This is a genomic window from Maribacter sp. (assembly GCF_049667165.1).
GTDB lineage: Bacteria > Bacteroidota > Bacteroidia > Flavobacteriales > Flavobacteriaceae > Maribacter_A.
Map to the genome: position 1 here is coordinate 1 of NZ_JBATHS010000018.1, position 21,993 is coordinate 21,993.

The window sequence follows — 21,993 nt, forward strand, 5'->3', positions numbered from 1 at the left end:
AAGGCCAAGGAAGGAAAGATCAAGGAATTGATCTTCGCACTAAGTTCAACCATGGAAGGTGATACGACCAATTTCTATATTTTCAAACAACTCGAAGGGGTCCCTTTAAGAACATCGACTATTGCCCGGGGTATTTCCATCGGCGATGAATTGGAATATGCAGATGAGGTAACCTTGGGACGTAGCATCTTGAATAGGATTCCCTTTGAAAATTCATTGAAGGCAAACTAGAAATATAAATTTATTTGCGCTAATTTTTGTTTATTTTGCAAATAACCAATCTAAAATAGTGTAGCGTTTAGCAATATGTCAAAATTCGAATTGAAATTACCGCGTATGGGTGAAAGTGTTGCAGAAGCAACATTGACCTCTTGGTTGAAAGAAGTTGGTGACACCATTGAAATGGATGAAGCCGTTTTTGAAATTGCCACGGATAAGGTAGATTCTGAGGTTCCTAGTGAAGTAGATGGCGTATTGATCGAAAAATTGTTCAAAATTGATGATGTGGTCAAAGTAGGCGATACGGTGGCTATTATCGAAATGGGAAGTGAAGGGCAAGATGATGCTGAACCCGAAATGGGCACTGAGGAAGTGCCTGAAATTTCCAAAGCGGTTGTGGAGGAAATATCCCAGACGGTCGAAACAGCCAAGGAAATGGTAAGTGACAGACCAAAGGATCAGGGTACTTCTGAACGATTTTATTCCCCCCTGGTCAAAAATATTGCCAAACAAGAAGGGATTTCCATGGCCGAGCTTGATGATATCACAGGTACCGGTTTGGAAGGTAGGGTGACAAAAACAGATATTCTGGCCTATATTTCATCCCGAAAATCTCCCGAAGTACCGGCAGTGCCAACCCCAGCGGAAAAAACGAAATCGGAGCCCATATTCGAAGCTCCCCAAGTCGCAGTTGAAAAGCAACAACAACCCGGCATGGTATCTTCCCAAAGCCATGAAATCATCGCGATGACACGCATGGGAAAACTCATCGCCAAACATATGGTCGATAGTGTTTCTACTTCTGCCCATGTACAGAGTTTTATCGAGGTCGATGTCACCAAGATCGTAAATTGGAGAGACAAGGTGAAGGATGCCTTTTTTAAGGCTGAAGGTGAAAAATTAACCTATACCCCCATTTTTATGGAGGCTGTTGCCAAGGCCTTAAAGAAATATCCCATGATGAATATTTCAGTCGATGGCGATACCATTATAAAGAAAAAGAATATTAACATCGGCATGGCCGCAGCTTTACCCGACGGTAATTTGATCGTTCCGGTCATTAAAAATGCAGATCAATTGAATTTGGTCGGTATGACCAAAGTAGTGAATGATCTTGCCGAACGATCAAGGAACAATCAACTTAAACCTGATGAGGTACAAGAAGGTACGTATACCGTTACCAATGTAGGTACTTTTGGCAGTGTTTTTGGCACACCGATCATCAATCAACCCCAAGTGGGTATCTTGGCTCTTGGTGCCATTCGAAAGATTCCTGCGGTTATTGAGACCAGTGAGGGTGATTTTATTGGCATACGAAGTAAAATGTATCTATCACACAGCTATGACCATAGGGTGGTGAATGGTGCTTTGGGCAGTATGTTTGCCAAGGCCGTGGCCGATTATTTGGAGGCATGGGATGTAAATCGCGAGATTTAACCTTTGTTTTGGGTGGGTTTCGCAAATTTATAAATTGGTTGAAAAAGGGCCAAAACTGTTCGATTTCCTTATTTATTACAGCTATCTTTGAATCTTCTAATTCAAGTACCAGCCTTTTCAAGAATGAAATTTCATTTACTTTTGACTAGAAATGTCCTTTGTTTCCTTTTTTTGTTAGCGACTTCCATCTTGTTTTCCCAAGAGAAAGACCCCATCAACCTTTTTATCGATTGTAATTGTGAAAAGAGTTACTTACGGCAAGAAATAAATTATGTGAACCATGTTCGCGACCAACAATTGGCCAATGTTGTCCTTATGATCTATGATATTGCGAATGGTAGTGGGGGCCGTACCTTTAAACTAGATTTTAAGGGCACCGGTGCTTATGAAAATATCGCGATAGAACGATCCTATGATTCCAATGCCAATATGACCTCCGATGATATTCGTAAAGGGTTATTGGAAATGGCCAAAAACGGACTTCTACCGTATCTCATCGAATCTGATATCTCAGATAAAATCTCCTATAAGATTACCGCCGAGGGTCTGGCCCAAAGACAGGATATAGATTTTGACGACCCTTGGAACAATTGGATTTTTGAGGTATATGGTGAGGCCCAACTCGATAAGGAATCCAGTAGAAATGAATTTGAATATGAGATTGGCTTTGAAAGCGACCGGGTTACCGAAAAGTGGCGTATCCGTGCCGATCTTCAAATGAACCTATCGAATAGCAAATATATCCAGGATGATGAGGAGTTCTTGAGCAAGACCGAAAAGTATTTCGGTTATGGGAGCATCGTGCGAAGTCTTTCCGATCATTGGTCGGCTGGTATTTTTGGCGGCGCCAAATATGATACCTATACGAATATCGATCTCTCCATGAGTTTGACCCCTGCCATTGAATATAATATTTTCCCCTATAGGGAGGTCCTTAGAAGGGAAATAGTCTTCGCTTATAAAATCGGATACATTTACAATAACTATATTGATACGACCATTTATGGCCTTGACAAAGAGTCGTTGTTCAACCACTCCCTCGATGTGCAATTAAGGTACAGGCAACCTTGGGGGAATATCTATTCAAGATTCAGGGTCATGAGTTTTCTGAATGATTTTTCCAAAAACAGAGTCGAACTATATGGTAATTTATCCCTACGGATTTTTAAAGGACTGGCCGTTCGGTTTTCAGGAAATCTGGATATTATTCGAGATCAAATAAACCTGCCAGGCGGTAGTGCATCCTTGGAAGACGTTCTTCTGCAACAAAAACAGATTGCCACCGATTTTGAAGTTGGCTTTAGGGTAGGGCTGAGCTATACCTTTGGATCCGCCTACAACAATATAATCAATACGCGTTTATAACCCAAGTCCCTATGCGCTAAATATACCGAAAAGCATAACGGATTCGCAATCAGGACACGTTACACGATTATTCAATTAATGGATGTATTCATTTCGTTACTGTTCATGAAGACTTATCTTTGCTCAAATATTAGGAGAAATGGAGCTAAAGCTGACACGACCGATTTGCTTTTTTGATTTGGAGACCACGGGAACCAATGTTGCCCGGGATAGGATTGTAGAGATATCCATTTTAAAGGTATATCCCAACGGAAATAAGGAAAGTAAGACCTGGTTGGTGAATCCAGAGGTCAAGATCCCCAAAGAGGTTGTTGAAATCCATGGAATTTCCAATGAGAAGGTGGCCAATGAACCCACTTTCAAGGAATTATCCAAAGAGATTTACAATTTGATCAAGGATAGTGATTTAGGCGGGTTCAATTCCGATCGCTTTGATATTCCATTATTGGCAGAGGAAATGCTCAGGGCAGAGGTTGATTTTGATATGAAGCACATGGTATCGGTAGATGTGCAGACTATTTTTCATAAAATGGAAAAAAGAACGCTTGAAGCGGCCTATAAATTCTATTGTGATAAAGACCTTAAAGATGCGCATAGTGCAGAGGCCGATACCCAGGCAACCTACGAGGTTTTGTTGTCCCAATTGGAACGTTATCCCGAATTGGAGAACAACATCAAGAAGTTGGCCGAATTCTCGACCCATAGAAAAACCGTTGATTTTGCAGGGTTTATAGTACTGGATGAAGAAGAAGAGGAGGTTTTCGCCTTTGGAAAGCATAAAGGGAGAAAAGTCTTGGAAGTGCTCGACAAGGAACCCGGTTATTATGGTTGGATCTTGAATGCTGATTTTCCGTTGTACACCAAAAAGGTATTGACCCAGATCAAGTTAAGTAGATTAAACAACAAGTTGGGTTAAATGCGATGCATTACTATTTTTTTTGTTTTCTTATTTGCAGTTGGTGCGAGTGCCCAGGAAGTCCTTTTTGAGGGTTATGTCCTTGATTATAAGACCAAAGAACCGATTCCATATGTAAACCTTAGTTTTCTCAATACTTTAAAAGGAACGTCCACGGATGAAAAAGGGCATTTCTTTCTTGATCTTCCCACCCTTTTTTTAGAAAAACAAGTACATATCTCTTCCTTGGGGTATAAGGATACCATCGTAGAAGCCAATGCTATTTTCAAGGAAAAGCGGTTTGGAATGGTTGAGGAATCCTATGAATTGGATGAAGTAATTGTCTCTGGATCTTTTGGGAACTCCGATGTCCTGAATCCGATAAGCAGTCACAGTCTTACCAGTGGGTTTTCGTCCTCTTCGACACCTTGGGTTTTGGCGCTCTATTTTCCAAACATAGGGTCACAGAAAAAATACGTCGAAAAGGTAACCGTTTTTTTTCAACAGAACAGTATGTTCAAGCGGAACAGTGCCAAGTTTCGGTTACGGATCTTTGATGTTCACCCGAAGACGAAAATGCCAAAATCAGATATCCTGCACAAAAGCATTGTATTGGAATCAAAAGTCGGCGATGATTTTGTTTCCATTGAATTAACGGCATTCAATTTGAAGATTCCGGACACGGGCATATATGTTGGGGTAGAATGGCTGTTCGTTCCTTTTAATTGGTACCACTATACCTTTGAACATCCCATTACAAAAAAGAAAATGGTCGAAGACAGATTTGCACCTACCTTTGGAGCAATCTATAATAAAAACCAAAATTATAAGGCCATGGTTTATGGTATGGGGGAATGGACCGATTTTAAGGTGAGGTCTAAGGATAACACCCAAAACCTTGTTCCTGCCATCAGTCTAAAACTATTGAAAGAGTAATGTCATTATGAAGATTATTTGTATCGGCCGAAATTACGCCGCCCATATTGAGGAATTGGCCAATGAGCGCCCTAAAGACCCAGTGGTATTCATAAAACCCGATTCTGCCGTTTTGCCCAAAGACCAGGATTTTTATATTCCCGAATTTACTAAAGAGGTACATTATGAGGTTGAGGTTCTGATACGGATACATAAGGTCGGCAAGCATATTGATGAACGTTTTGCGAACAAGTATTATAATGAGGTAGGCTTGGGCATCGATTTTACTGCAAGGGACTTGCAATCGGAATTAAAACTAAAGGGATTGCCTTGGGAAAAAGCGAAAGGCTTCGATGGTTCGGCCGTGATCGGTAAATGGTTGCCAAAATCGGATTTCAAGGATTTGAACAATTTAAATTTCACCTTGCAGAAGAATGAAGAATTGGTACAAAAAGGAAACACAGGCTTGATGCTCTGGAGTATCGATGAACTAATAGCCTATGTCTCTAAATTTTTTACTTTAAAAAAAGGCGATATTTTATTCACAGGCACGCCTGCAGGTGTTGGTCAGATAACAACAAATGATTATCTTTCGGGAAAGTTGGAAGGACAAGAACTTTTTTCGTTAAAAATTAAATGATGATATACAATCTTGATAAATTAAATGAGATGGCTGATGGTGACGAGGATTTCATCAATTCTGTTATATCTGTCTTCTTGGAAGAGGTTCCACAGGATCTCGACGGACTGGAAAAAGCATTGGATCAGCAAGATTATCAACAGGTGTATCAATTGGCCCATAAAATCAAGCCCAATGTAGATCTCTTGGGCATGGAGCAAACCCGAGCGGTTGCACTTCAGATTGAAACCCTTGGAAAAAACGCGGCCAATATGCGTGAGATCCATGAGGTATTTCCCCTATTGAAAAAAGACATTCATCAAGTAGTGGGTGAACTTAAAAAGGATTTTAATCTATAATGTTTGCCGAAATCATTACGATTGGTGATGAGATCCTAATTGGTCAAATCGTTGATACCAACTCAGCTTTTATAGCCAAGGAACTCAATAAAATAGGCATATCGGTTTACCAGATCACTTCGGTACAGGATGAGCGTAGGCACATACTGAATGCCTTGGCCGAAGCAAAGGCAAGAGCCCAAATTGTGTTAGTCACTGGGGGTTTGGGACCTACCAAGGATGATATTACCAAGCACACCTTTTGCGAGTTTTTCAATGATACGCTGGTACGTAATGAAGAAGTATTAAAGCATGTTGAGGAATTGTTCGCTAGCATTATAGGGACGCCCATATCAGAGGTGAATCGTCAACAGGCCATGGTCCCATCGAAAGCGACGGTATTGCACAATGCCAATGGAACGGCACCGGGCATGTGGATGTATTCCGATGGGGTTGCCTTCGTGTCACTCCCAGGAGTACCTTTCGAAATGAAGGCTTTAATGGTCAATGCGGTCATACCCAAGATCGTCGAGGAGTTCAAACGGCCATATATTGTTCATAGAACCTTGGTTACTTATGGTCTTGGTGAAAGTGCCTTGGCTGAAAAAATCGAGGACTGGGAAAATAAGCTCCCCCCTTTCATTAAACTGGCTTATTTGCCGAATTTAGGCAAAGTCAGGTTGCGTTTAAGTGCCAAAGGGGATGACAAACAGGTCTTGATAGCCGCCATCGAGGACCGGATAAAGCAATTGCAACCCTTGATAGGGGACCTTTTATATGGTACCGAAGATGAGGAAACCCTTGAAGTATTGGTGGCAAAATTGTTGACGGCAAAGCAGTTGACCTTGGCGACTGCCGAAAGCTGCACAGGAGGTAAAATTGCCGAAAAGATCACTGCCATAGCGGGAGCATCGGCATATTATAAAGGTAGTGTGGTAAGTTATGCCACCGAAACCAAGATCAACGTGCTTCATGTGCCAAAAAAAATGATAGAAGACCACTCAGTGGTCAGTGCCGAGGTGGCGAAGACCATGGCCATAAACGTCAAAGCCCTATTGAATGCCGATTTCGCAATCGCTACCACAGGGAACGCAGGACCCACAAAAGGCGATTCCGATGCCGATATAGGTACGGTGTACATTGCCATCGCCACCCCAAAAGAGGTGATTGTTGAAAAATTCATGTTGGGAAAACAGCGAATTAGGATTGTTCAAAAGGCTGTAAATAAGGCTTTTGAGTTGCTTCAAAAAGAAATAATAAAATTCTGAAGTAGAATTTTGTCCATCACATAAAAATGATATAAATTTGCAGCCTGTTTAAAATGAAAAATTAGGCGCAATGTCAAAAGTTTGTGAAATTACGGGTAAGAGGGCGATGTTTGGAAACAATGTATCGTTTTCTATCAACAAAACAAGGAGAAGATTTAATGTGAATCTTTCCAAAAAGCGCTTTTATATTCCGGAGGAAGATCGATGGATAACGCTAAAGGTTTCAGCAAAGGCGTTGAAGAGCATAAATAAAAAGGGCATTTCTGCTGTTTTAAAAGAGGCTAAAGCACAGGGGTTGGTAAAATAATCCCCAAAAGATAGATTACAATGGCAAAAAAAGGGAACAGGGTACAGGTTATATTGGAATGTACGGAGCATAAAGAATCCGGACAGCCAGGTACTTCAAGGTATATCACTACAAAGAACAAGAAGAACACTCCCGAAAGGATGGAAATAAAGAAATTCAATCCGATCCTGAAGAGAATGACCGTTCATAAAGAAATTAAGTAATACGACATCCTCACTTTGGTGAAAATGTCAATCAACATATAAGGTAATGGCAAAGAAGACAGTAGCAAGTTTACAAACAAGTTCAAAACGATTGACCAAGGCAATAAAAATGGTTAAATCCCCGAAGACTGGCGCTTACACCTTTCAAGAGTCCGTTATGGCTCCTGAAGTGGTAAACGAGTGGTTTGCTAAATAGAATTAATTGATTCATTCAATTTTTAAAAGCTCCTTTTGAAAGAAAGGAGCTTTTTAATTTTCATATCTTTGGCGAAAATTGTTCAGGTATTATGAGTTTATTCAAAAAGATATTTTCCTCCCAAAAGAAAGAGTCCTTGGATAAAGGGTTGGAAAAGACCAAAACCACCTTTTTTTCGAAGCTAAGCAAGGCTGTTGCAGGTAAGTCCAAGGTAGATGATGATGTATTGGACAATTTGGAAGAGGTTTTGGTTTCTTCCGATGTGGGTGTCGACACCACATTAAAGATCATTCAGCGCATAGAAGCCCGTGTTGCCAAGGATAAATATATGGGTACGGACGAACTGAATGCCATTTTACGTGAAGAAATCGCTGGCTTGCTTTCAGAGACGCATGTGGGAGAGGATACTGATTATAGTATTCCAAAAGACAAAAAACCCTATGTTATTATGGTCGTTGGTGTCAATGGGGTGGGCAAGACGACCACCATTGGTAAATTGGCCTATCAATTCAAAAAGCAGGGGCTTAAAGTGGTATTGGGTGCCGCAGATACGTTTAGGGCTGCTGCCATTGATCAATTGCAAGTATGGGCCGATAGGGTAGACGTGCCCATTGTAAAACAAAAAATGGGCAGTGACCCCGCATCAGTGGCTTTTGATACCTTGAGTTCTGCCATAACAAATGGTGCAGATGTGGTTATTATAGATACCGCGGGAAGATTGCATAACAAGGTGAATTTAATGAATGAGCTTACCAAGGTGAAACGGGTCATGCAGAAGGTGGTCGATGATACCCCTCATGAGGTACTTTTGGTGTTGGACGGGTCTACCGGGCAAAATGCCTTTGAACAGGCCAAGCAATTTACCAAAGCCACTGAAGTCACCGCTTTGGCAGTGACAAAATTGGACGGTACCGCCAAAGGCGGGGTGGTCATTGGAATATCGGACCAATTTCAGATTCCTGTCAGATATATTGGTGTTGGTGAGGGTATTGAGGATCTACAGGTATTCAATAAGTACGAGTTTGTCGATTCTTTTTTTAAGATATAAAGAAAATAATTTGTCTTGACTTTTGTGATAATGCAGCGTATAATTTAAGTGATTTAATTTCACCAAAGTCTCTGACACAAATTTAGAGTCTTAATAAGTATTAAAATGGTGTTGGATAAAATGTAAAAAGGGTCATGTATAAAGCGAATATCCTTACTGTATTGAAAAAGTTATGGGCGGCTTTAACGGATTTAATTCCAATAATTGTTGTGGTCGTTTTTTTTCAGACAATCGTTATTCAGCAACCATTTCCGGAAGTTGGGGAAGTTATTACGGGCATTCTATTAGTTATATTCGGTCTGATGCTTTTTATTGAGGGATTGGAGATAGGCCTCTTTCCTATTGGGGAGGCAATGGCGTACGCATTAGCGAGGAAGGCAAGTCTTTTCTGGTTGATGTTATTTTCTTTTACCCTGGGCTTTTCCACTACTATAGCTGAACCGGCATTGATAGCTGTGGCAAAGGAGGCTTCAATAATCTCATCGGATGCCGGGTTGATCGAGAACAATCAAAAGACTATGAAAATGTATGCTTTTGGTTTACGATTGACTGTTGCTTTCTCAGTGGGCTTGGCGATTGTTATTGGGGTATTGCGAATTCTTAAGGGTTGGCCGCTTTATTACCTGATTATAGGCGGTTATGTTTTGGTTATGTTAATGACCATTGTTGCCCCTGAAGAAATCATTGGACTGGCCTACGATGCGGGTGGTGTTACCACTTCGACCATTACCGTTCCATTGGTTACGGCGTTGGGGGTTGGTCTGGCTACCGTGATTAAGGGTAGGAGCCCATTGCTTGACGGTTTTGGTCTTATAGCCTTTGCGTCACTTTTGCCAATGATCTTTGTTATGGCGTATGGTTTATTTTGGTTTAACTAAAAGCTGGGTTTATGTTTGATTTTATGATGGAGTTTATATGGATCCTTATTTATACATTTAGGGACGTATTACCTATCATAGTATTGATTGTTTTTTTTCAATTGGTGGTCTTAAAACAACCTATACCCCATTTGAAAAAAGTCATCGTGGGTGGAATCTATGTGGTGCTGGGACTCGCATTGTTTCTTATGGGATTGGAAAAAGCCTTGTTTCCCATTGGAAAAATTATGGCTACGCAATTATCTGACCCCGCTTTTATAACGGCCGGCGGAAACGCATTATCTAATTGGGAATCTTATTATTGGATATATATTTTTGCTGCCTTAATAGGCTTTTCCACGACAATTGCCGAGCCATCACTTATTGCGGTTGCCATAAAGGCAGGTGAAGTGTCAGCAGGGACCATTAGCCCATGGGGCCTTAGATTGACCGTCGCCATAGGAGTAGCTTTTGCATTGGCATTGGGAACTTTACGGATTGTTACCGGAACACCTTTGTATATTTATATCATGGTGGGTTATCTTATTGTAATTGTACAAACCGTTTTTGCGCCTAAGAGGCTTATCGCATTAGCTTATGATTCTGGGGGGGTTACGACCTCAACGGTTACCGTGCCCTTAGTCGCTGCCCTTGGATTGGGATTATCCACTGCAGTTCCAGGCAGGAATCCTGCAATAGATGGATTTGGCCTTATCGCATTTGCTAGCCTTTTCCCAATTATTACAGTATTGGGCTATGCCCAGTTTATGAGCCTAAAAACCAGATTGTCAACTATTAAAAAAGAGAAAGATGCAATTTAAATTAATCATGGCCTTGGTTAAACCCCATATCACTGATAATGTTGTCGATGCCATGAAAGGAGCTGGAGCTACCGGAGCAACGATTATTCCTGCAAGGGGTACAGGAATTCATGAGGCTAAGACCTTTTTTGGACTAAGTATTGAGGATAAGACAGATATCATTGTGTTTCTTGTAGAAGAACATGTGGTAGAAAACCTTTTGGAAGTTATTAGATTGGCAGGTAAATTTAATGAGCCTGGAACGGGGATTGCTTTTGTTCTGCCCATAGATCATATAGTTGGTTTGGAAAGTCAAATGAAGAAGTTCAAAGATCAAGCTCGGGACAAGTATTTTTAGGCCCGTATGGAATAGCATAATTACCATATTGAAAGGATCAAGGTAAAGTTTCATCTTGGATAGTGCAGTTCAACTACAGGTAATTGGGCAAACATTGAGTTTTTAAAAAGAAGATATGGATACAAAAAGAGGATTTCAAGGTGCCAAGGACGTAATGAGGAAAAAGGTGGTGTTAATAGATGGCATGGCGACCGCCGAAGAAGCCGTCAAAATAATGCGCCAAGAGAAAGTCGGCGCCTTAATAGTTAAAAAGCGTCATCCACAAGACGCATACGGCATTGTTGTTGTCAATGATTTCATCAATGGGGTGATTATTCCGGATAAAACCTCCAAAGAGGTCAACGTTTTTGAGATTATGTCCAAACCCGTTATTAGTGTACCTGCTGATATGGAAGTGCGCTATGTTGCTAGCCTAATGATGAAAGTAGGGCTTAGAATTGCCCCGGTTGAAGAAAAAGGTGAGTATATAGGTATGGTTTCACTATCAGACCTAATATTGGGCAACTTACTTTTTTAGCAAACTAATTTTCAAAACAGCTATTGGAAATCCCTTAAGACTTCTCATTTGGATTATGTATTGGTTTAGGAAATATCATCATGCCCAAGCCTTGGAAATCGAAATAATCATGAGTAGGTCAATGTTCATTCCTATGTCCTTTTTTTGGTGCTTTTAGTGTTGGGGGGTCTACCGGACAAAATGCCTTTGAACAGGCCAAGCAATTTACCAAGGCCACTGAAATGACTGCATTGGCAGTGACAAAATTGGACGGTACGGCCAAAGGTGGGGTGGTCATTGGAATATCGGACCAATTTCAGATTCCCGTTAAATATAGCGAAGTAGGTGAGGGTATTAAGGATTTATTTTTCTAATTGATCACATCATTGATCTTACCCCAAAGTTCATTATCAAATGAAGTGGGACCAAATTCCTCTGAATTGGCAGCATCCCCCATGCGAACAACGACCAAGCCTTGACTAGGGACCACGTATAGTTTTTGATCGAATGCGCCCAGTCCGGCATAAAGATCGTCAGGTGCGGAAGGAATTAATTTACCCGGATATAAATCTTCAGATTCGGGTAGTCTAAAACCATTTTTCCCGTTCAACCAATACAGGTAACCGTATGATGGGTTCAAAACTTGGGAAGTAGTTGTCGCCTGGTTAAAATAAGCCTGATCTTCCCATATTTTGGTTTCTTCCCATTGACCTTCATTAAGATTCAAAAGGCCAAAACGGGCCATACTTCTGGCCGTACTGAAATAAAGATTAAGATAACCCGTCTTGATCCAAGAGCCTTGCATTCCTATTCTATCACGAATCTTACTACTGAAATAGGTTTTAAAATCTTGGTTTGTAGCCCCAGCAACGATATCATCCAACAAGGAATAGGTAGCATTGTGGTAGTACCAAAAAGTGTTGGGATCCTCTTTGTAAATTAAACATTCCTTATCGGTACAAAAATTGTTTTCGACGGTATAATCCAATCCCGTTGTCATGGTTAAATGATGTTTCACAGTAATATTTTGTTCTTGCTCCGGGGTAAGTGATGACCACCCTACGCCCAAATAATCCGATGAAGGATTGTTAATGTCTAAAAATCCTTCCTGTTGTGCGATTCCTACGGTAATACTGGTCAATGTTTTGGCAGCCGAGTTCCATGAATGATTTTTTGTAGCATCAAAATCCCCAAAATATTTTTCAATGACTATTCTTCCATCTTTCAGAATTATAAATGCATCTGTATTGTTTACTTCTAGAAAATCGTAAAGGGATTGTTCAGCAGCTTCATTCCAATCCAATTGAGTTATAGAAATAGTTTCCCATTCATTTTCATTTAAAGGCGGAAAATACATGCCCAGGGGTTCTGGCAATTCATCTTCGGGAGTATCCGTATCGCTGCTGCAGCTTATAAGCATACATAGTGCGATCAAAACTAAAGAAAATGGAATGGACTTCATCTGTCGATTATTTGAGGTTTATGTACTATATCTGTAGAAGGTATAACGTAAAACCGGAAGAAATCGTCTTTAATCCCAATAATTACTGCTTCAAGTTGTATTTTTGCACACCATTAAAAAGCTATGCGTACAAAATCACTCAAAAAAAATAAAATCAACGTGGTAACCTTAGGCTGCTCAAAGAATGTATATGATTCTGAAGTGCTTATGGGGCAATTGCGCGCTAATGACAAAGAGGTGGTGCATGAGGAAGAAGGTAATATTGTGGTCATCAATACCTGTGGATTTATTGCAAATGCCAAGGAGGAAAGTGTGAACACTATTTTGGAATACGTTGAAAAGAAGGAAGCCGGTGAAGTGGATAAGGTTTTTGTGACAGGTTGTTTGAGTGAACGTTACAAACCAGATCTTCAAAAGGAGATCCCAAATGTGGATGCTTATTTTGGCACCAGTGAATTACCGAATCTACTAAAGGCTTTGGGAGCTGATTATAAGCATGAGTTGATAGGGGAGCGGTTGACTACCACCCCAAAAAATTATGCGTACCTCAAAATTGCCGAAGGATGCGATCGACCTTGTTCTTTTTGTGCCATCCCCTTGATGCGGGGAAAACATAAAAGTACACCCATAGGGGAATTGGTGATCGAGGCTGAAAAATTGGCTGCGAAAGGAGTTAAGGAATTAATATTGATTGCCCAGGACCTTACCTATTATGGTCTTGATCTTTATAAAAAACGAAATCTAGCCGAATTACTGCAAAAATTGGTCAAAGTGGAAGGTATCGAATGGATTCGGTTGCACTATGCATTTCCAACTGGGTTTCCAATGGACGTGCTTGAAGTTATGAAAAATGAACCCAAGATCTGTAACTACCTTGATATTCCATTGCAACATATCTCCGATGCTATATTGAAAAGTATGCGCCGAGGCACTACCCAGGAAAAAACCACGAAGCTTATCCAGGATTTCAGAAACTATGTTCCGAATATGGCCATTAGAACCACGTTGATCGTGGGTTATCCCGGAGAAACCGAAGAAGATTTCCAAACGCTAAAAGACTGGGTAACGGCCATGCGTTTCGAGCGTTTAGGCTGCTTTACCTATAGCCATGAGGAAAACACCCATGCCTATAATTTAATCGATGATGTTCCTGAGGAAGTAAAGCAAGAACGTGCCAATGAGATCATGGAAATTCAATCGCAGATCTCTTGGGAACTGAATCAAGAAAAAATAGGAAAAACATTCCAATGTATCATCGATCGCAAGGAGGGCAACTATTTTGTGGGTAGAACGGAGTTCGATTCCCCAGATGTGGATAATGAGGTCTTGATCGATGCTTCAAAATTCTATGTAAAACAGGGTGAATTTGCCATGATCAAAATCATCGATGCTGCCGATTTTGACCTCTATGGGGAACCGGTATAATCACTACATCCACAATAGCAGTATAAGAAACTTCGATTTTCATACGATTTATATGTAGGGGATAGGGAATATAATTCCTATTTTTAGGAATACTAATAACCTGTACCCGACCCTTCATTATGTTGTATATCCTCGCTTTAGTCCTTTCCTTGGCATTTATCATATTGGGCATCGTAAAATGGAAAATCCATCCTTTTTTTGTGCTTCTCATTGCGGCCATTGGCTATGGTTTTATTACCGGAATGGAAATCCCGAGCATTTTAGCCGCGATCAATGAAGGTTTTGGCGGCCTTATGGGCAGCATAGGTCTTATCATTTTTTTTGGGGTGGTTATTGGTACGGTTTTGGAAAAATCGGGAGGAGCTATGGTAATCGCCGTAAAAATGATCGATGTTATCGGTGAAAAATCAATTCATTTGGCCATGTTGCTGACCGGGTATATCATGTCGATCCCTGTTTTTGCCGATAGTGCCTTTATCATGATGAATTCTTTGAACAAGGCTTTATCACATCGGGCAAAAAAGTCCTATGCTGGGACTTCGGTTGCGTTGGGATTGGGGCTTTTTGCCACCCATGTCATGGTACCACCGACCCCAGGGCCTATTGCGGCGGCAGGTATATTACATGCCGATTTGGGAAATGTCATATTATGGGGCATTATAGTGAGTTCAATTGCTTTGGTCCCTAGCTATTTCTTTGCGACCAAGTTCGCCTCAAGGGTGAAGATTCCTATTTTCTTGGAAGAGGCAAAGGTAAAGGGGTATCAGCCTAAGCTGCTGACGTCCTTATTATCAATCTTTGTACCCATACTTCTCATTGTGTTGAAATCAGTTTTTGACTATCCTGATGCCCATTTAAAGTCGAGTGTACTTTATCCGATGATTTCATTCTTTGGGACACCGGTGATCGCTTTGTTGGTGGGGGTGGCCCTCTCCCTGTTGCTGCCCAAGAAGTTGGATGATAAAGTATATTCGGCTACAGGATGGTTCGGGGATGCTTTAAAGTCAGCTGCTCCAATCATCCTGATAACAGGAGCGGGAGGTATTTTTGGTAAGATGTTACAGAACTCCGGTATCGCAGCGTTGATAACAGAGAACTTTTCAGATTTGAGTATTGGTCTGTTTTTGCCTTTTTTATTGGCTGCCTGTTTAAAAACCACACAGGGTTCATCTACGGTGGCCTTGATTACCACAGCATCGATCATTGCCCCCATGATGCCGGCCTTGGGTTTGGAAAGTACCATGATGACCACAATGACCGTTTTGGCCATAGGAGCGGGGTCATTGGTCGTTTCCCATGCCAACGACAGTTTTTTTTGGGTGTTTACCCAATTGACCGGTATGGATGTAAAACAAGGAAATAAAACCTTAACCTTAGGAACCTTGATTCTTGGGGTATCGGCTATCTGTGTCATTTATGTGATCACATTTTTTGTCACATAAATCACTCTATCATAAAAAGGGCATTTGCGAAGAACAGCTTTCCATTTTCCCAAAAGCCTCGGAACAGCGGATTATCCACCATATAAATCACATGCCCTGAGCCATGCGGTTCTACCCCGAACACCAAGGTATTTGCGATTTTCTGTTGGGCCTCACTTCCTGCAAAGCCGGCAACAGGAATGTTTTGATTGTCTTCAAGATAAACGACAGAGCCATTTTTTAAAGGGGAATAGGCATCCGATCCCAATTTTAAGGTGAAATAGGAATCCTGATACCCGTAGGCCAAAGGATGGGTATTGTCGACCTTTGCCTTGAAAATCGCCCCGGTAATGGCTTTTTTCATGGATTCCCTTTGGGATTCGTCAAATACTTCCAAGATTTCTGAAGAGTCTTTTTCAACTTCCTTGGTCTTGATTTCAAAGCCATTTTCCCCAGTAAGTCCCTTAATGGCACCACCCATGGCAATCAATTTACCTCCATCTGATACCCATTGCTTTAATTCGCCCACTTTGGTATCATCCAGGAATTTTTTGTAGCCAAAGCCGTTGGGTAAAATAAGGATATCGTATTCCGAGAAATCCACACGTCCCATATACTCCGAATCGATTACCGTAATGGGATACTTGAGTTGCTGTTCAAAAAAATGCCATACTTCACCAAATTGAAGGGTTGATGTGGGTTCTCCAGACAGTACCGCAATTTTTGGATTTGTGATCATTTGAACATACGGGGATCCAAAATCCTTTCCGGAATCAACCAAGCCAGAAGAAACAGGCTGAAGCAAAATGTTGTGTTTATAGGCAATTTCCGTTAAGCTCGATAAAAATGATTTATGGTTTTGGTTATCACCTTTCGTAATAATCAAACTTCCTCTTTGATATGTATTTCCTTCAATAGAAAATGCTTTATTGGAATGACGTACTTTAATTTTACTTTTTAATAGCTCAGCCAAAAATTTGGCGTCTTTTAGGCTCTTCCATTCAGAAAGAAAGGCATAAGCATTAGCGGAAATATTCGCGCCTTTTGGGGGGTTGATTGTCGAACTTCGATTTTGTTCAGAATCGACCTTTGATTCAGATGCTATAGCATCCAAACCATAGGCATAGGGCAAAGACCATGCTGTGATATCATAGGTGACCGAATCACTTAATTTAGCATTTGGCTCTAACAAAACCTTCACCAAGGTACGCTTCGGTTGGTCCATGGAGACCACCAAACTGTTTTCTGTACTTTTAAGGCTACCCGATTTGCCTGTATTGAATTTAAAACCTTTGATGGTGCCAGCCTTTCCCCATCCGTATTTAATTTGGTGTTGGTCCAGAAGTCGTGTCAATGCGGCAATATTATCGACATTCCCATTTAGAACATAGCTTTTGTATTTGTAGTTTTTGTTCTCATAGAACTTTTTGAATTCGTCGTTCAACTTTTGGGCATTTTTGGCGGCTACTTCCACGGTAGACAGTCCTGTGGTCCTGTGATGGGCAATTCTATCATTCAGGGTAAGGGTATCCCCAATAGCGGTCACAATGCCCAATCCGGCCCTGCCGCTACCACCCTGTTCATACGTCATACCAATACCTCCATTATAAATGGGATACGTATCCCCATAGCTGGGATAAAGCAAATCAAAAATTTCTTTTGTAAAATAGAACCAACCATTGGCATCAAAATACGTTGCATGGTTTTTGGCAATAGTTGTCTGAAATTCCCTTTGAAAAGGGGTGATGACCTCGTGGTAGGGTTCGGCAGCTGGTGCAAAATAATAGGGGTTATCAACCCCCTGTTCGTGAAAGTCCACATGAACATGGGGCAACCATTGGTTATAGACTTTCAGTCTATTTTGGCTCTCGATCTGGGTAAGCCAGGCCCAATCCCTATTTAGATCGAACATATAATGATTACTTCGTCCATTCCACCAACCTTCATGGTGTTCCTTGCTATTGGGGTCTACATTGTTCGGGGTGTTTTTATATTGATTGTACCAATTTACATAGCGATCACGACCATCGGGGTTTATACAGGGGTCCATGATCACTATGGTATTCTCCAAATAGGCCCTTTTATCGGTCAATAGATCATATATGGTTTGCATTGAAGCTTCCGTACTGACACTTTCATTTCCGTGTACATTATAACTTAGCCAAACAATGGCCTTTTCGGCATTGCCTTCACCCAGGGTACTTTTTATATGTTCGGTGCGTATCTGTTCAATATCCTTAATGTTGCCGGCTGCGGAAACAAGGGCTAGAAGCAACGGTCTCCTTTCGTTTGTTTTGCCATATTCCTGAAGAAGAATACGGTCTGGAGCATTTTTTGCCAGATATTCATAATACGCAACGACCTCATGGTGCCTTGTGAATGTCGTGCCCAGTTCATACCCCAAAAATTCCGAGGGTGATTTTAGGCTTTGTGCCGCTATGGAATAGGTTAAAATAAACGTGGTGAGCAGTAAAATTCGCTTCATTTTCGGTATTTCGGTTTATGGTGGACTAATTTATGAATTATAGGAATAGGTGGCCTTAACTTTCTTTAACTTGCCACCTTTTGCGGATTAAGGGTTAAAGTAATTAACGTATTTTTAGGAACAAGAAGACCCAAGTGTTTTATATTTACCTGGATATTTTGATGATTTATGGATATTGACTGTTTACCTTTTAAACAAACTGGATATTTTTCCGAGTTATTCTGTGATTATATCGATAAAAAGGAAGGACTAAGTTCCTTTTACAATCGCTTTCCCGATTTGGAAGGTTTTAAGGCGCAGCTCGAGGAAAAGTTGGTCAATTATCCAGAGGGTCATCGAACCATTTTGTACGATGCGCTCCAGGAACAATACCAAGGGATTACTCTTTCAAAAAGTACCAAGGAGCATTTAATACAGCTCAAAGAGCCCATTACCTTTACGGTCGTTACCGGGCATCAACTTAATTTATTTACAGGACCCTTATATTTTCTCTACAAGATAGTATCGACCATCAATCTGACCATTGCGTTAAAGAAATCGTATCCAAAGTTCAATTTTGTCCCAATATATTGGATGGCCACTGAAGATCATGATTTTGAGGAGATCAATTTTTTCAACTTCAAGAATAAAAAAATTCAATGGAATAGGGATGCTTCAGGCCCCGTGGGACGATTGAGTACCGAAGGCCTACGAGAAGTCTATGCTACCTTTTCCCATGAGTTGGGAGGGGGTGCCAATGCTGAGGCCTTGAAAGACCTATTTGAAAGGGCCTATCTACAACATCCCACATTGACCGAGGCAACACGTTATTTGGCCAATGAGCTCTTTGGAAAGTACGGTCTAGTGATTGTCGATGGTGACGATAAGCGTTTAAAAAAGTTGTTGGTGCCCTATGCCAAAAAGGATATTCTCGAGAAAGTTGCCTTCAACAAGGTTTCCGAAGCCAACGCCAAATTAAGACAAATGCCCGAATCCTATGGCATTCAGGTAAACCCAAGGGAAATCAACTATTTTTATGTCAAGGATGACCTTCGGGAACGAATCGTTCAGAGAAAGGATATTTTTCAGGTATACAATACCGATATTCAATTCGATAAGGAAGCTTTGATAAAAGAGTTGGAAAACCACCCCGAACGATTTTCACCCAATGTTATCAGTCGACCCTTGTACCAAGAAATTATACTTCCCAATCTATGCTATATTGGCGGTGGTGGGGAGTTGGCCTATTGGCTACAGTTGCGGTCCACCTTTGAGGCCATGGGGGTTGCCTTCCCCATTTTATTGCCAAGGAATTCGGCCCTTGTGTTGACCCAGAAACAACAACAGAAGTTAGATAAAATGAACCTATCGGTGGCCGATCTATTTTTAAGTCGAAACCAATTAATCAATAAAAAAATACGGGAAATTTCGAATATCGACATCGATTTTTCGCCTCAGAAAGAGGTGTTAAAGGCGCAGTTCAAGGATATGTATGATATCGCTTCCCAAACCGATGCCTCTTTTCTGGGGGCAGTCAAAGCCCAGGAAGTAAAGCAATTAAAAGGTTTGGATGCCTTGGAAAATCGCTTGCTAAAGGCCCAAAAACGCAAGTTGAAGGACCATGTGGAACGAATGACCCTGCTACAGAACGAATTATTCCCGGGGCAATCGTTACAGGAAAGGCATCTCAATTTTTCTGAATTGTACCTAGCGTATGGCGAGGGGTTGATTCCCATGCTTATAAAAGGGCTTCACCCACTGGAAATCAATTTTGCCATACTGCGTCATTAGAGGAATTTTAAAAGGTTCTTAGACGACATTCCCGTATTTTTGTATAAAATCCATTTGATGCACAATATTGATATTGAGTTGGTAGAGATGACCTTGGATGTCATGAAATACGCTATCAATCGAATTACGAATACAACCCCCGAACTAGGAAAACCAAAAAAGGAGGAGGAACTTCGTGCACTGGTCGGAGAGACCATAACACCCAAAGGCATTGGGGGCGAAAATGCGTTTCGATTATTCAGGGATGTACTGGTCAAGGCCACCGTGCCCATTGATCATCCCCGGCATCTGGCATTCGTTCCGGCAGCACCTACACGGGCAGCCATTATGTTCGATTTGGTTACCTCGGCCTCTAGTATCCATGGGGCCTATTGGATGGAAGGGGCGGGTGGAATCTTCTGCGAAAATGAAGCCATGAAATGGTTGGTGTCCTTGGCAGGGTTGCCTGAAGGGGCGTTTGGTGTTTTTACGAGTGGCGGTACGGCCGCGAACCTTTCGGCCATGGTGACCGCAAGGGAGAATTGGAGAAAAAATCCAGAAAATCGGAATGTTAAGGCCTTGGTCATTACCTCCGAAGGCGCACATTCATCAATTAAGGCGATGGCCAAGGTCATCGATGCCGATGTCCTCATGGTAGAAACAGAGGATCTAATGTCGGCCACAATGTTGAAAGAGAAAATTGCCCGGTTGGATGCCATGCAGCGCAAACGACTCTTTGCCGTAGTGGCCACAGGGGGTACCACCAATGCCGGTATCATTGATGATTTGGAGGGCATCGCCCAGGTATGTAAGGACGAAGACCTTTGGTTTCATGTCGATGCCGCCTACGGGGGGGGTGCTTTGGCATCCGATACCGCGAGGCATTTGTTTAAAGGCATTGAAAAAGCGGATAGTATTACCATCGACCCCCATAAATGGCTTTTTTCGCCTTATGATTGCGGGGCGGTAATTTATAAAAATCCTGAGTTGGCCAAAGAAGCCCATTCACAAGAAGGCTCTTATTTGGAAATCTTCAAGGATGAAGGAAGCAGTGGTTTCAATCCATCTGATTATCAAATACAGTTGACCCGAAGATTACGGGGGCTTCCGCTCTGGTTTTCCTTGGCCATGCATGGTACCGATAAATATAAGTGGGCCGTGCAGGAGGGTATAAAATTGGCGAATTTGGCCGGCGAACTCATTTCGGACCATAATGACCTGGAATTGGTTCGGGAACCTGGTCTTTCCTGTGTTCTTTTTAGGCGTAAGGGGTGGGCTCCTGAAGATTATAGGAAATGGACCTATAAGAACCATGATGATGGTTTCGCTTTGGTAACGCCTACGAAATGGAAATCAAAAGGAATATCGGAGACGGTAGCCCGGTTTTGTTTTATCAATCCGGACACCACTATTGAGGATATCGTTGCAATTTTGCAGTCGATGGAATGATAAGCCGTTAGGGCACCAAGTATTCCTTAGACCAAGTATCCCCATTTTTGGTGAACTTCACCTTGATATGTCTTTCGGGATCGAGCATTAGATACTCAATCCTAAAAGGTTCGATGTCCACAATCGAAAAAAAGTCACCTTCTTTTAAATATTCCAAGGAATCAGGATGGGCTAGGGCAGTTCCGGGGGCCGTCAGGGTCTGATAGTCTTTCTTTGCCTCGTCACCTATCCCTTCCCAGGTTTTCTGAATCTGGAATTGATCTGAATTGATACTTGCCATGCCTTCAATACGCAATTGCAGCAGCTTCGACGGATTATAGAACAATAGGGTGACACGAGGATTTTCTTTGATATGGACTACTTTTTTGGAACGCTTGTCCGTAAAAAAGGTCATTTTTAGATCTTCCGAAACATTTCTAAGGGCAACCAGCCTTAATCTGGCAAATTTGTCGACACCTAGTGTAGCGATTGTGAAATAATGGAAGGGATGCTTTTTTTCTTTGGCACCCTTTTGTAATTCCAATTTTATTTCATCAAAAAAGTTCTTCATTGCATATCAATTATATTGACTTCAGCTAAAGATAGTGAAAATGACCTATAAAAAAATAATAATTTGGCCTTGGGGAGGGGTTTTCCAAGGCATTACAGCCCTGTATTTTGAATTTAAAAAAAAACAATAAA

Annotated in this window: 22 protein-coding genes and 2 pseudogenes; 21 read left to right on the forward strand and 3 right to left on the reverse strand. The window is 41.4% G+C overall.

The annotated features are described in order from the left end of the window. From WBM98_RS00570 to WBM98_RS00650, 17 genes and pseudogenes are all read left to right on the forward strand, one after another. Positions 1–231 (forward strand): annotated as a pseudogene (locus WBM98_RS00570) (recombination mediator RecR); the annotation flags it as partial. Between the two features lie 75 nt (positions 232–306). After that, positions 307–1,656, forward strand: a complete 1,350-nt coding sequence (locus tag WBM98_RS00575) for a dihydrolipoamide acetyltransferase family protein (protein WP_424364065.1) — start codon at positions 307–309, stop codon at positions 1,654–1,656. Positions 1,657–1,797: 141 nt separating this feature from the next. Next, positions 1,798–3,021 carry a DUF481 domain-containing protein gene (locus tag WBM98_RS00580; RefSeq protein WP_424364066.1) on the forward strand — a complete coding sequence of 408 codons (1,224 nt, stop codon included), beginning with the start codon at positions 1,798–1,800 and terminating at the stop codon, positions 3,019–3,021. A 139-nt stretch (positions 3,022–3,160) separates the two neighbouring features. Then, positions 3,161–3,937, forward strand: a complete 777-nt coding sequence (locus WBM98_RS00585; protein ID WP_424364067.1) for an exonuclease domain-containing protein — start codon at positions 3,161–3,163, stop codon at positions 3,935–3,937. Then, positions 3,938–4,852 carry a carboxypeptidase-like regulatory domain-containing protein gene (locus tag WBM98_RS00590; protein WP_424364068.1) on the forward strand — a complete coding sequence of 305 codons (915 nt, stop codon included), beginning with the start codon at positions 3,938–3,940 and terminating at the stop codon, positions 4,850–4,852. It begins immediately after the preceding gene. 7 nt (positions 4,853–4,859) lie between these two features. Further along, positions 4,860–5,471: a fumarylacetoacetate hydrolase family protein gene (locus tag WBM98_RS00595; RefSeq protein WP_424364069.1), complete on the forward strand. Its 612-nt coding sequence runs from the start codon at positions 4,860–4,862 to the stop codon at positions 5,469–5,471. Then, on the forward strand, positions 5,471–5,809 hold the full coding sequence (locus WBM98_RS00600) for an Hpt domain-containing protein (protein WP_424364070.1): 339 nt from the start codon (positions 5,471–5,473) through the stop codon (positions 5,807–5,809). Before WBM98_RS00595 ends, WBM98_RS00600 begins: the two co-directional genes overlap by 1 nt. Continuing rightward, positions 5,809–7,056, forward strand: a complete 1,248-nt coding sequence (locus WBM98_RS00605; RefSeq protein WP_424364071.1) for a competence/damage-inducible protein A — start codon at positions 5,809–5,811, stop codon at positions 7,054–7,056. Before WBM98_RS00600 ends, WBM98_RS00605 begins: the two co-directional genes overlap by 1 nt. Positions 7,057–7,126: 70 nt before the next feature. Beyond that, complete coding sequence (gene rpmB, locus WBM98_RS00610) at positions 7,127–7,363, forward strand: 50S ribosomal protein L28 (protein ID WP_274824412.1); 237 nt, start codon at positions 7,127–7,129, stop codon at positions 7,361–7,363. Between the two features lie 20 nt (positions 7,364–7,383). Further along, positions 7,384–7,566 carry a 50S ribosomal protein L33 gene (rpmG, locus tag WBM98_RS00615; protein WP_154368514.1) on the forward strand — a complete coding sequence of 61 codons (183 nt, stop codon included), beginning with the start codon at positions 7,384–7,386 and terminating at the stop codon, positions 7,564–7,566. A gap of 46 nt (positions 7,567–7,612) precedes the next feature. Further along, on the forward strand, positions 7,613–7,762 hold the full coding sequence (locus WBM98_RS00620) for a DUF4295 domain-containing protein (protein WP_424364072.1): 150 nt from the start codon (positions 7,613–7,615) through the stop codon (positions 7,760–7,762). A 91-nt stretch (positions 7,763–7,853) separates the two neighbouring features. Continuing rightward, on the forward strand, positions 7,854–8,810 hold the full coding sequence (ftsY, locus tag WBM98_RS00625; protein ID WP_424364073.1) for a signal recognition particle-docking protein FtsY: 957 nt from the start codon (positions 7,854–7,856) through the stop codon (positions 8,808–8,810). Positions 8,811–8,944: 134 nt separating this feature from the next. After that, entirely contained in the window at positions 8,945–9,688 is a 744-nt protein-coding gene (locus WBM98_RS00630; RefSeq protein ID WP_424364074.1) for a DUF1538 family protein, read from the forward strand. Between the two features lie 11 nt (positions 9,689–9,699). Next, complete coding sequence (locus WBM98_RS00635) at positions 9,700–10,488, forward strand: DUF1538 domain-containing protein (RefSeq protein WP_424364075.1); 789 nt, start codon at positions 9,700–9,702, stop codon at positions 10,486–10,488. Then, a complete protein-coding gene (locus WBM98_RS00640) occupies positions 10,478–10,825 on the forward strand; it encodes a P-II family nitrogen regulator (protein WP_424364076.1) in 348 nt (115 codons plus the stop codon). Before WBM98_RS00635 ends, WBM98_RS00640 begins: the two co-directional genes overlap by 11 nt. Before the next feature lie 115 nt (positions 10,826–10,940). Beyond that, positions 10,941–11,342, forward strand: coding sequence for a CBS domain-containing protein (locus WBM98_RS00645; RefSeq protein WP_424364077.1), 402 nt, complete (start codon positions 10,941–10,943; stop codon positions 11,340–11,342). A gap of 164 nt (positions 11,343–11,506) precedes the next feature. Continuing rightward, positions 11,507–11,695: pseudogene (locus WBM98_RS00650) on the forward strand (signal recognition particle-docking protein FtsY); the annotation flags it as partial. On the opposite strand, the gene WBM98_RS00655 reads toward WBM98_RS00650, so the two are convergent. Further along, the gene (locus WBM98_RS00655) at positions 11,692–12,783 is read right to left on the reverse strand and encodes a serine hydrolase domain-containing protein (RefSeq protein WP_424364078.1); all 1,092 of its coding nucleotides are present in this window, start codon (positions 12,781–12,783) and stop codon (positions 11,692–11,694) included. The pseudogene WBM98_RS00650 and the gene WBM98_RS00655 sit on opposite strands and share 4 nt — an antisense overlap. A gap of 123 nt (positions 12,784–12,906) precedes the next feature. Between WBM98_RS00655 and rimO the strand changes: the two genes are divergently transcribed. Both rimO and WBM98_RS00665 read left to right on the forward strand, forming a co-directional pair. Next, positions 12,907–14,208 (forward strand): 30S ribosomal protein S12 methylthiotransferase RimO, encoded by a 1,302-nt coding sequence (gene rimO, locus WBM98_RS00660; RefSeq protein ID WP_424364079.1) that lies wholly within the window; start codon positions 12,907–12,909, stop codon positions 14,206–14,208. Positions 14,209–14,327: 119 nt separating this feature from the next. Next, entirely contained in the window at positions 14,328–15,650 is a 1,323-nt protein-coding gene (locus tag WBM98_RS00665) for a GntP family permease (RefSeq protein ID WP_424364080.1), read from the forward strand. Between the two features lies 1 nt (position 15,651). On the opposite strand, the gene WBM98_RS00670 is transcribed toward WBM98_RS00665, so the two are convergent. Further along, positions 15,652–18,114: a M14 metallopeptidase family protein gene (locus WBM98_RS00670; protein WP_424364081.1), complete on the reverse strand. Its 2,463-nt coding sequence runs from the start codon at positions 18,112–18,114 to the stop codon at positions 15,652–15,654. 168 nt (positions 18,115–18,282) lie between these two features. Between WBM98_RS00670 and bshC the strand changes: the two genes are divergently transcribed. Next, positions 18,283–19,884 (forward strand): bacillithiol biosynthesis cysteine-adding enzyme BshC, encoded by a 1,602-nt coding sequence (gene bshC, locus WBM98_RS00675; protein ID WP_424364082.1) that lies wholly within the window; start codon positions 18,283–18,285, stop codon positions 19,882–19,884. A gap of 57 nt (positions 19,885–19,941) precedes the next feature. Further along, on the forward strand, positions 19,942–21,312 hold the full coding sequence (locus tag WBM98_RS00680; RefSeq protein ID WP_424364083.1) for a pyridoxal phosphate-dependent decarboxylase family protein: 1,371 nt from the start codon (positions 19,942–19,944) through the stop codon (positions 21,310–21,312). 7 nt (positions 21,313–21,319) lie between these two features. On the opposite strand, the gene WBM98_RS00685 is transcribed toward WBM98_RS00680, so the two are convergent. Beyond that, positions 21,320–21,862: a pyridoxamine 5'-phosphate oxidase family protein gene (locus tag WBM98_RS00685; protein WP_424364084.1), complete on the reverse strand. Its 543-nt coding sequence runs from the start codon at positions 21,860–21,862 to the stop codon at positions 21,320–21,322. Between the last annotated feature and the right edge of the window lie 131 nt (positions 21,863–21,993).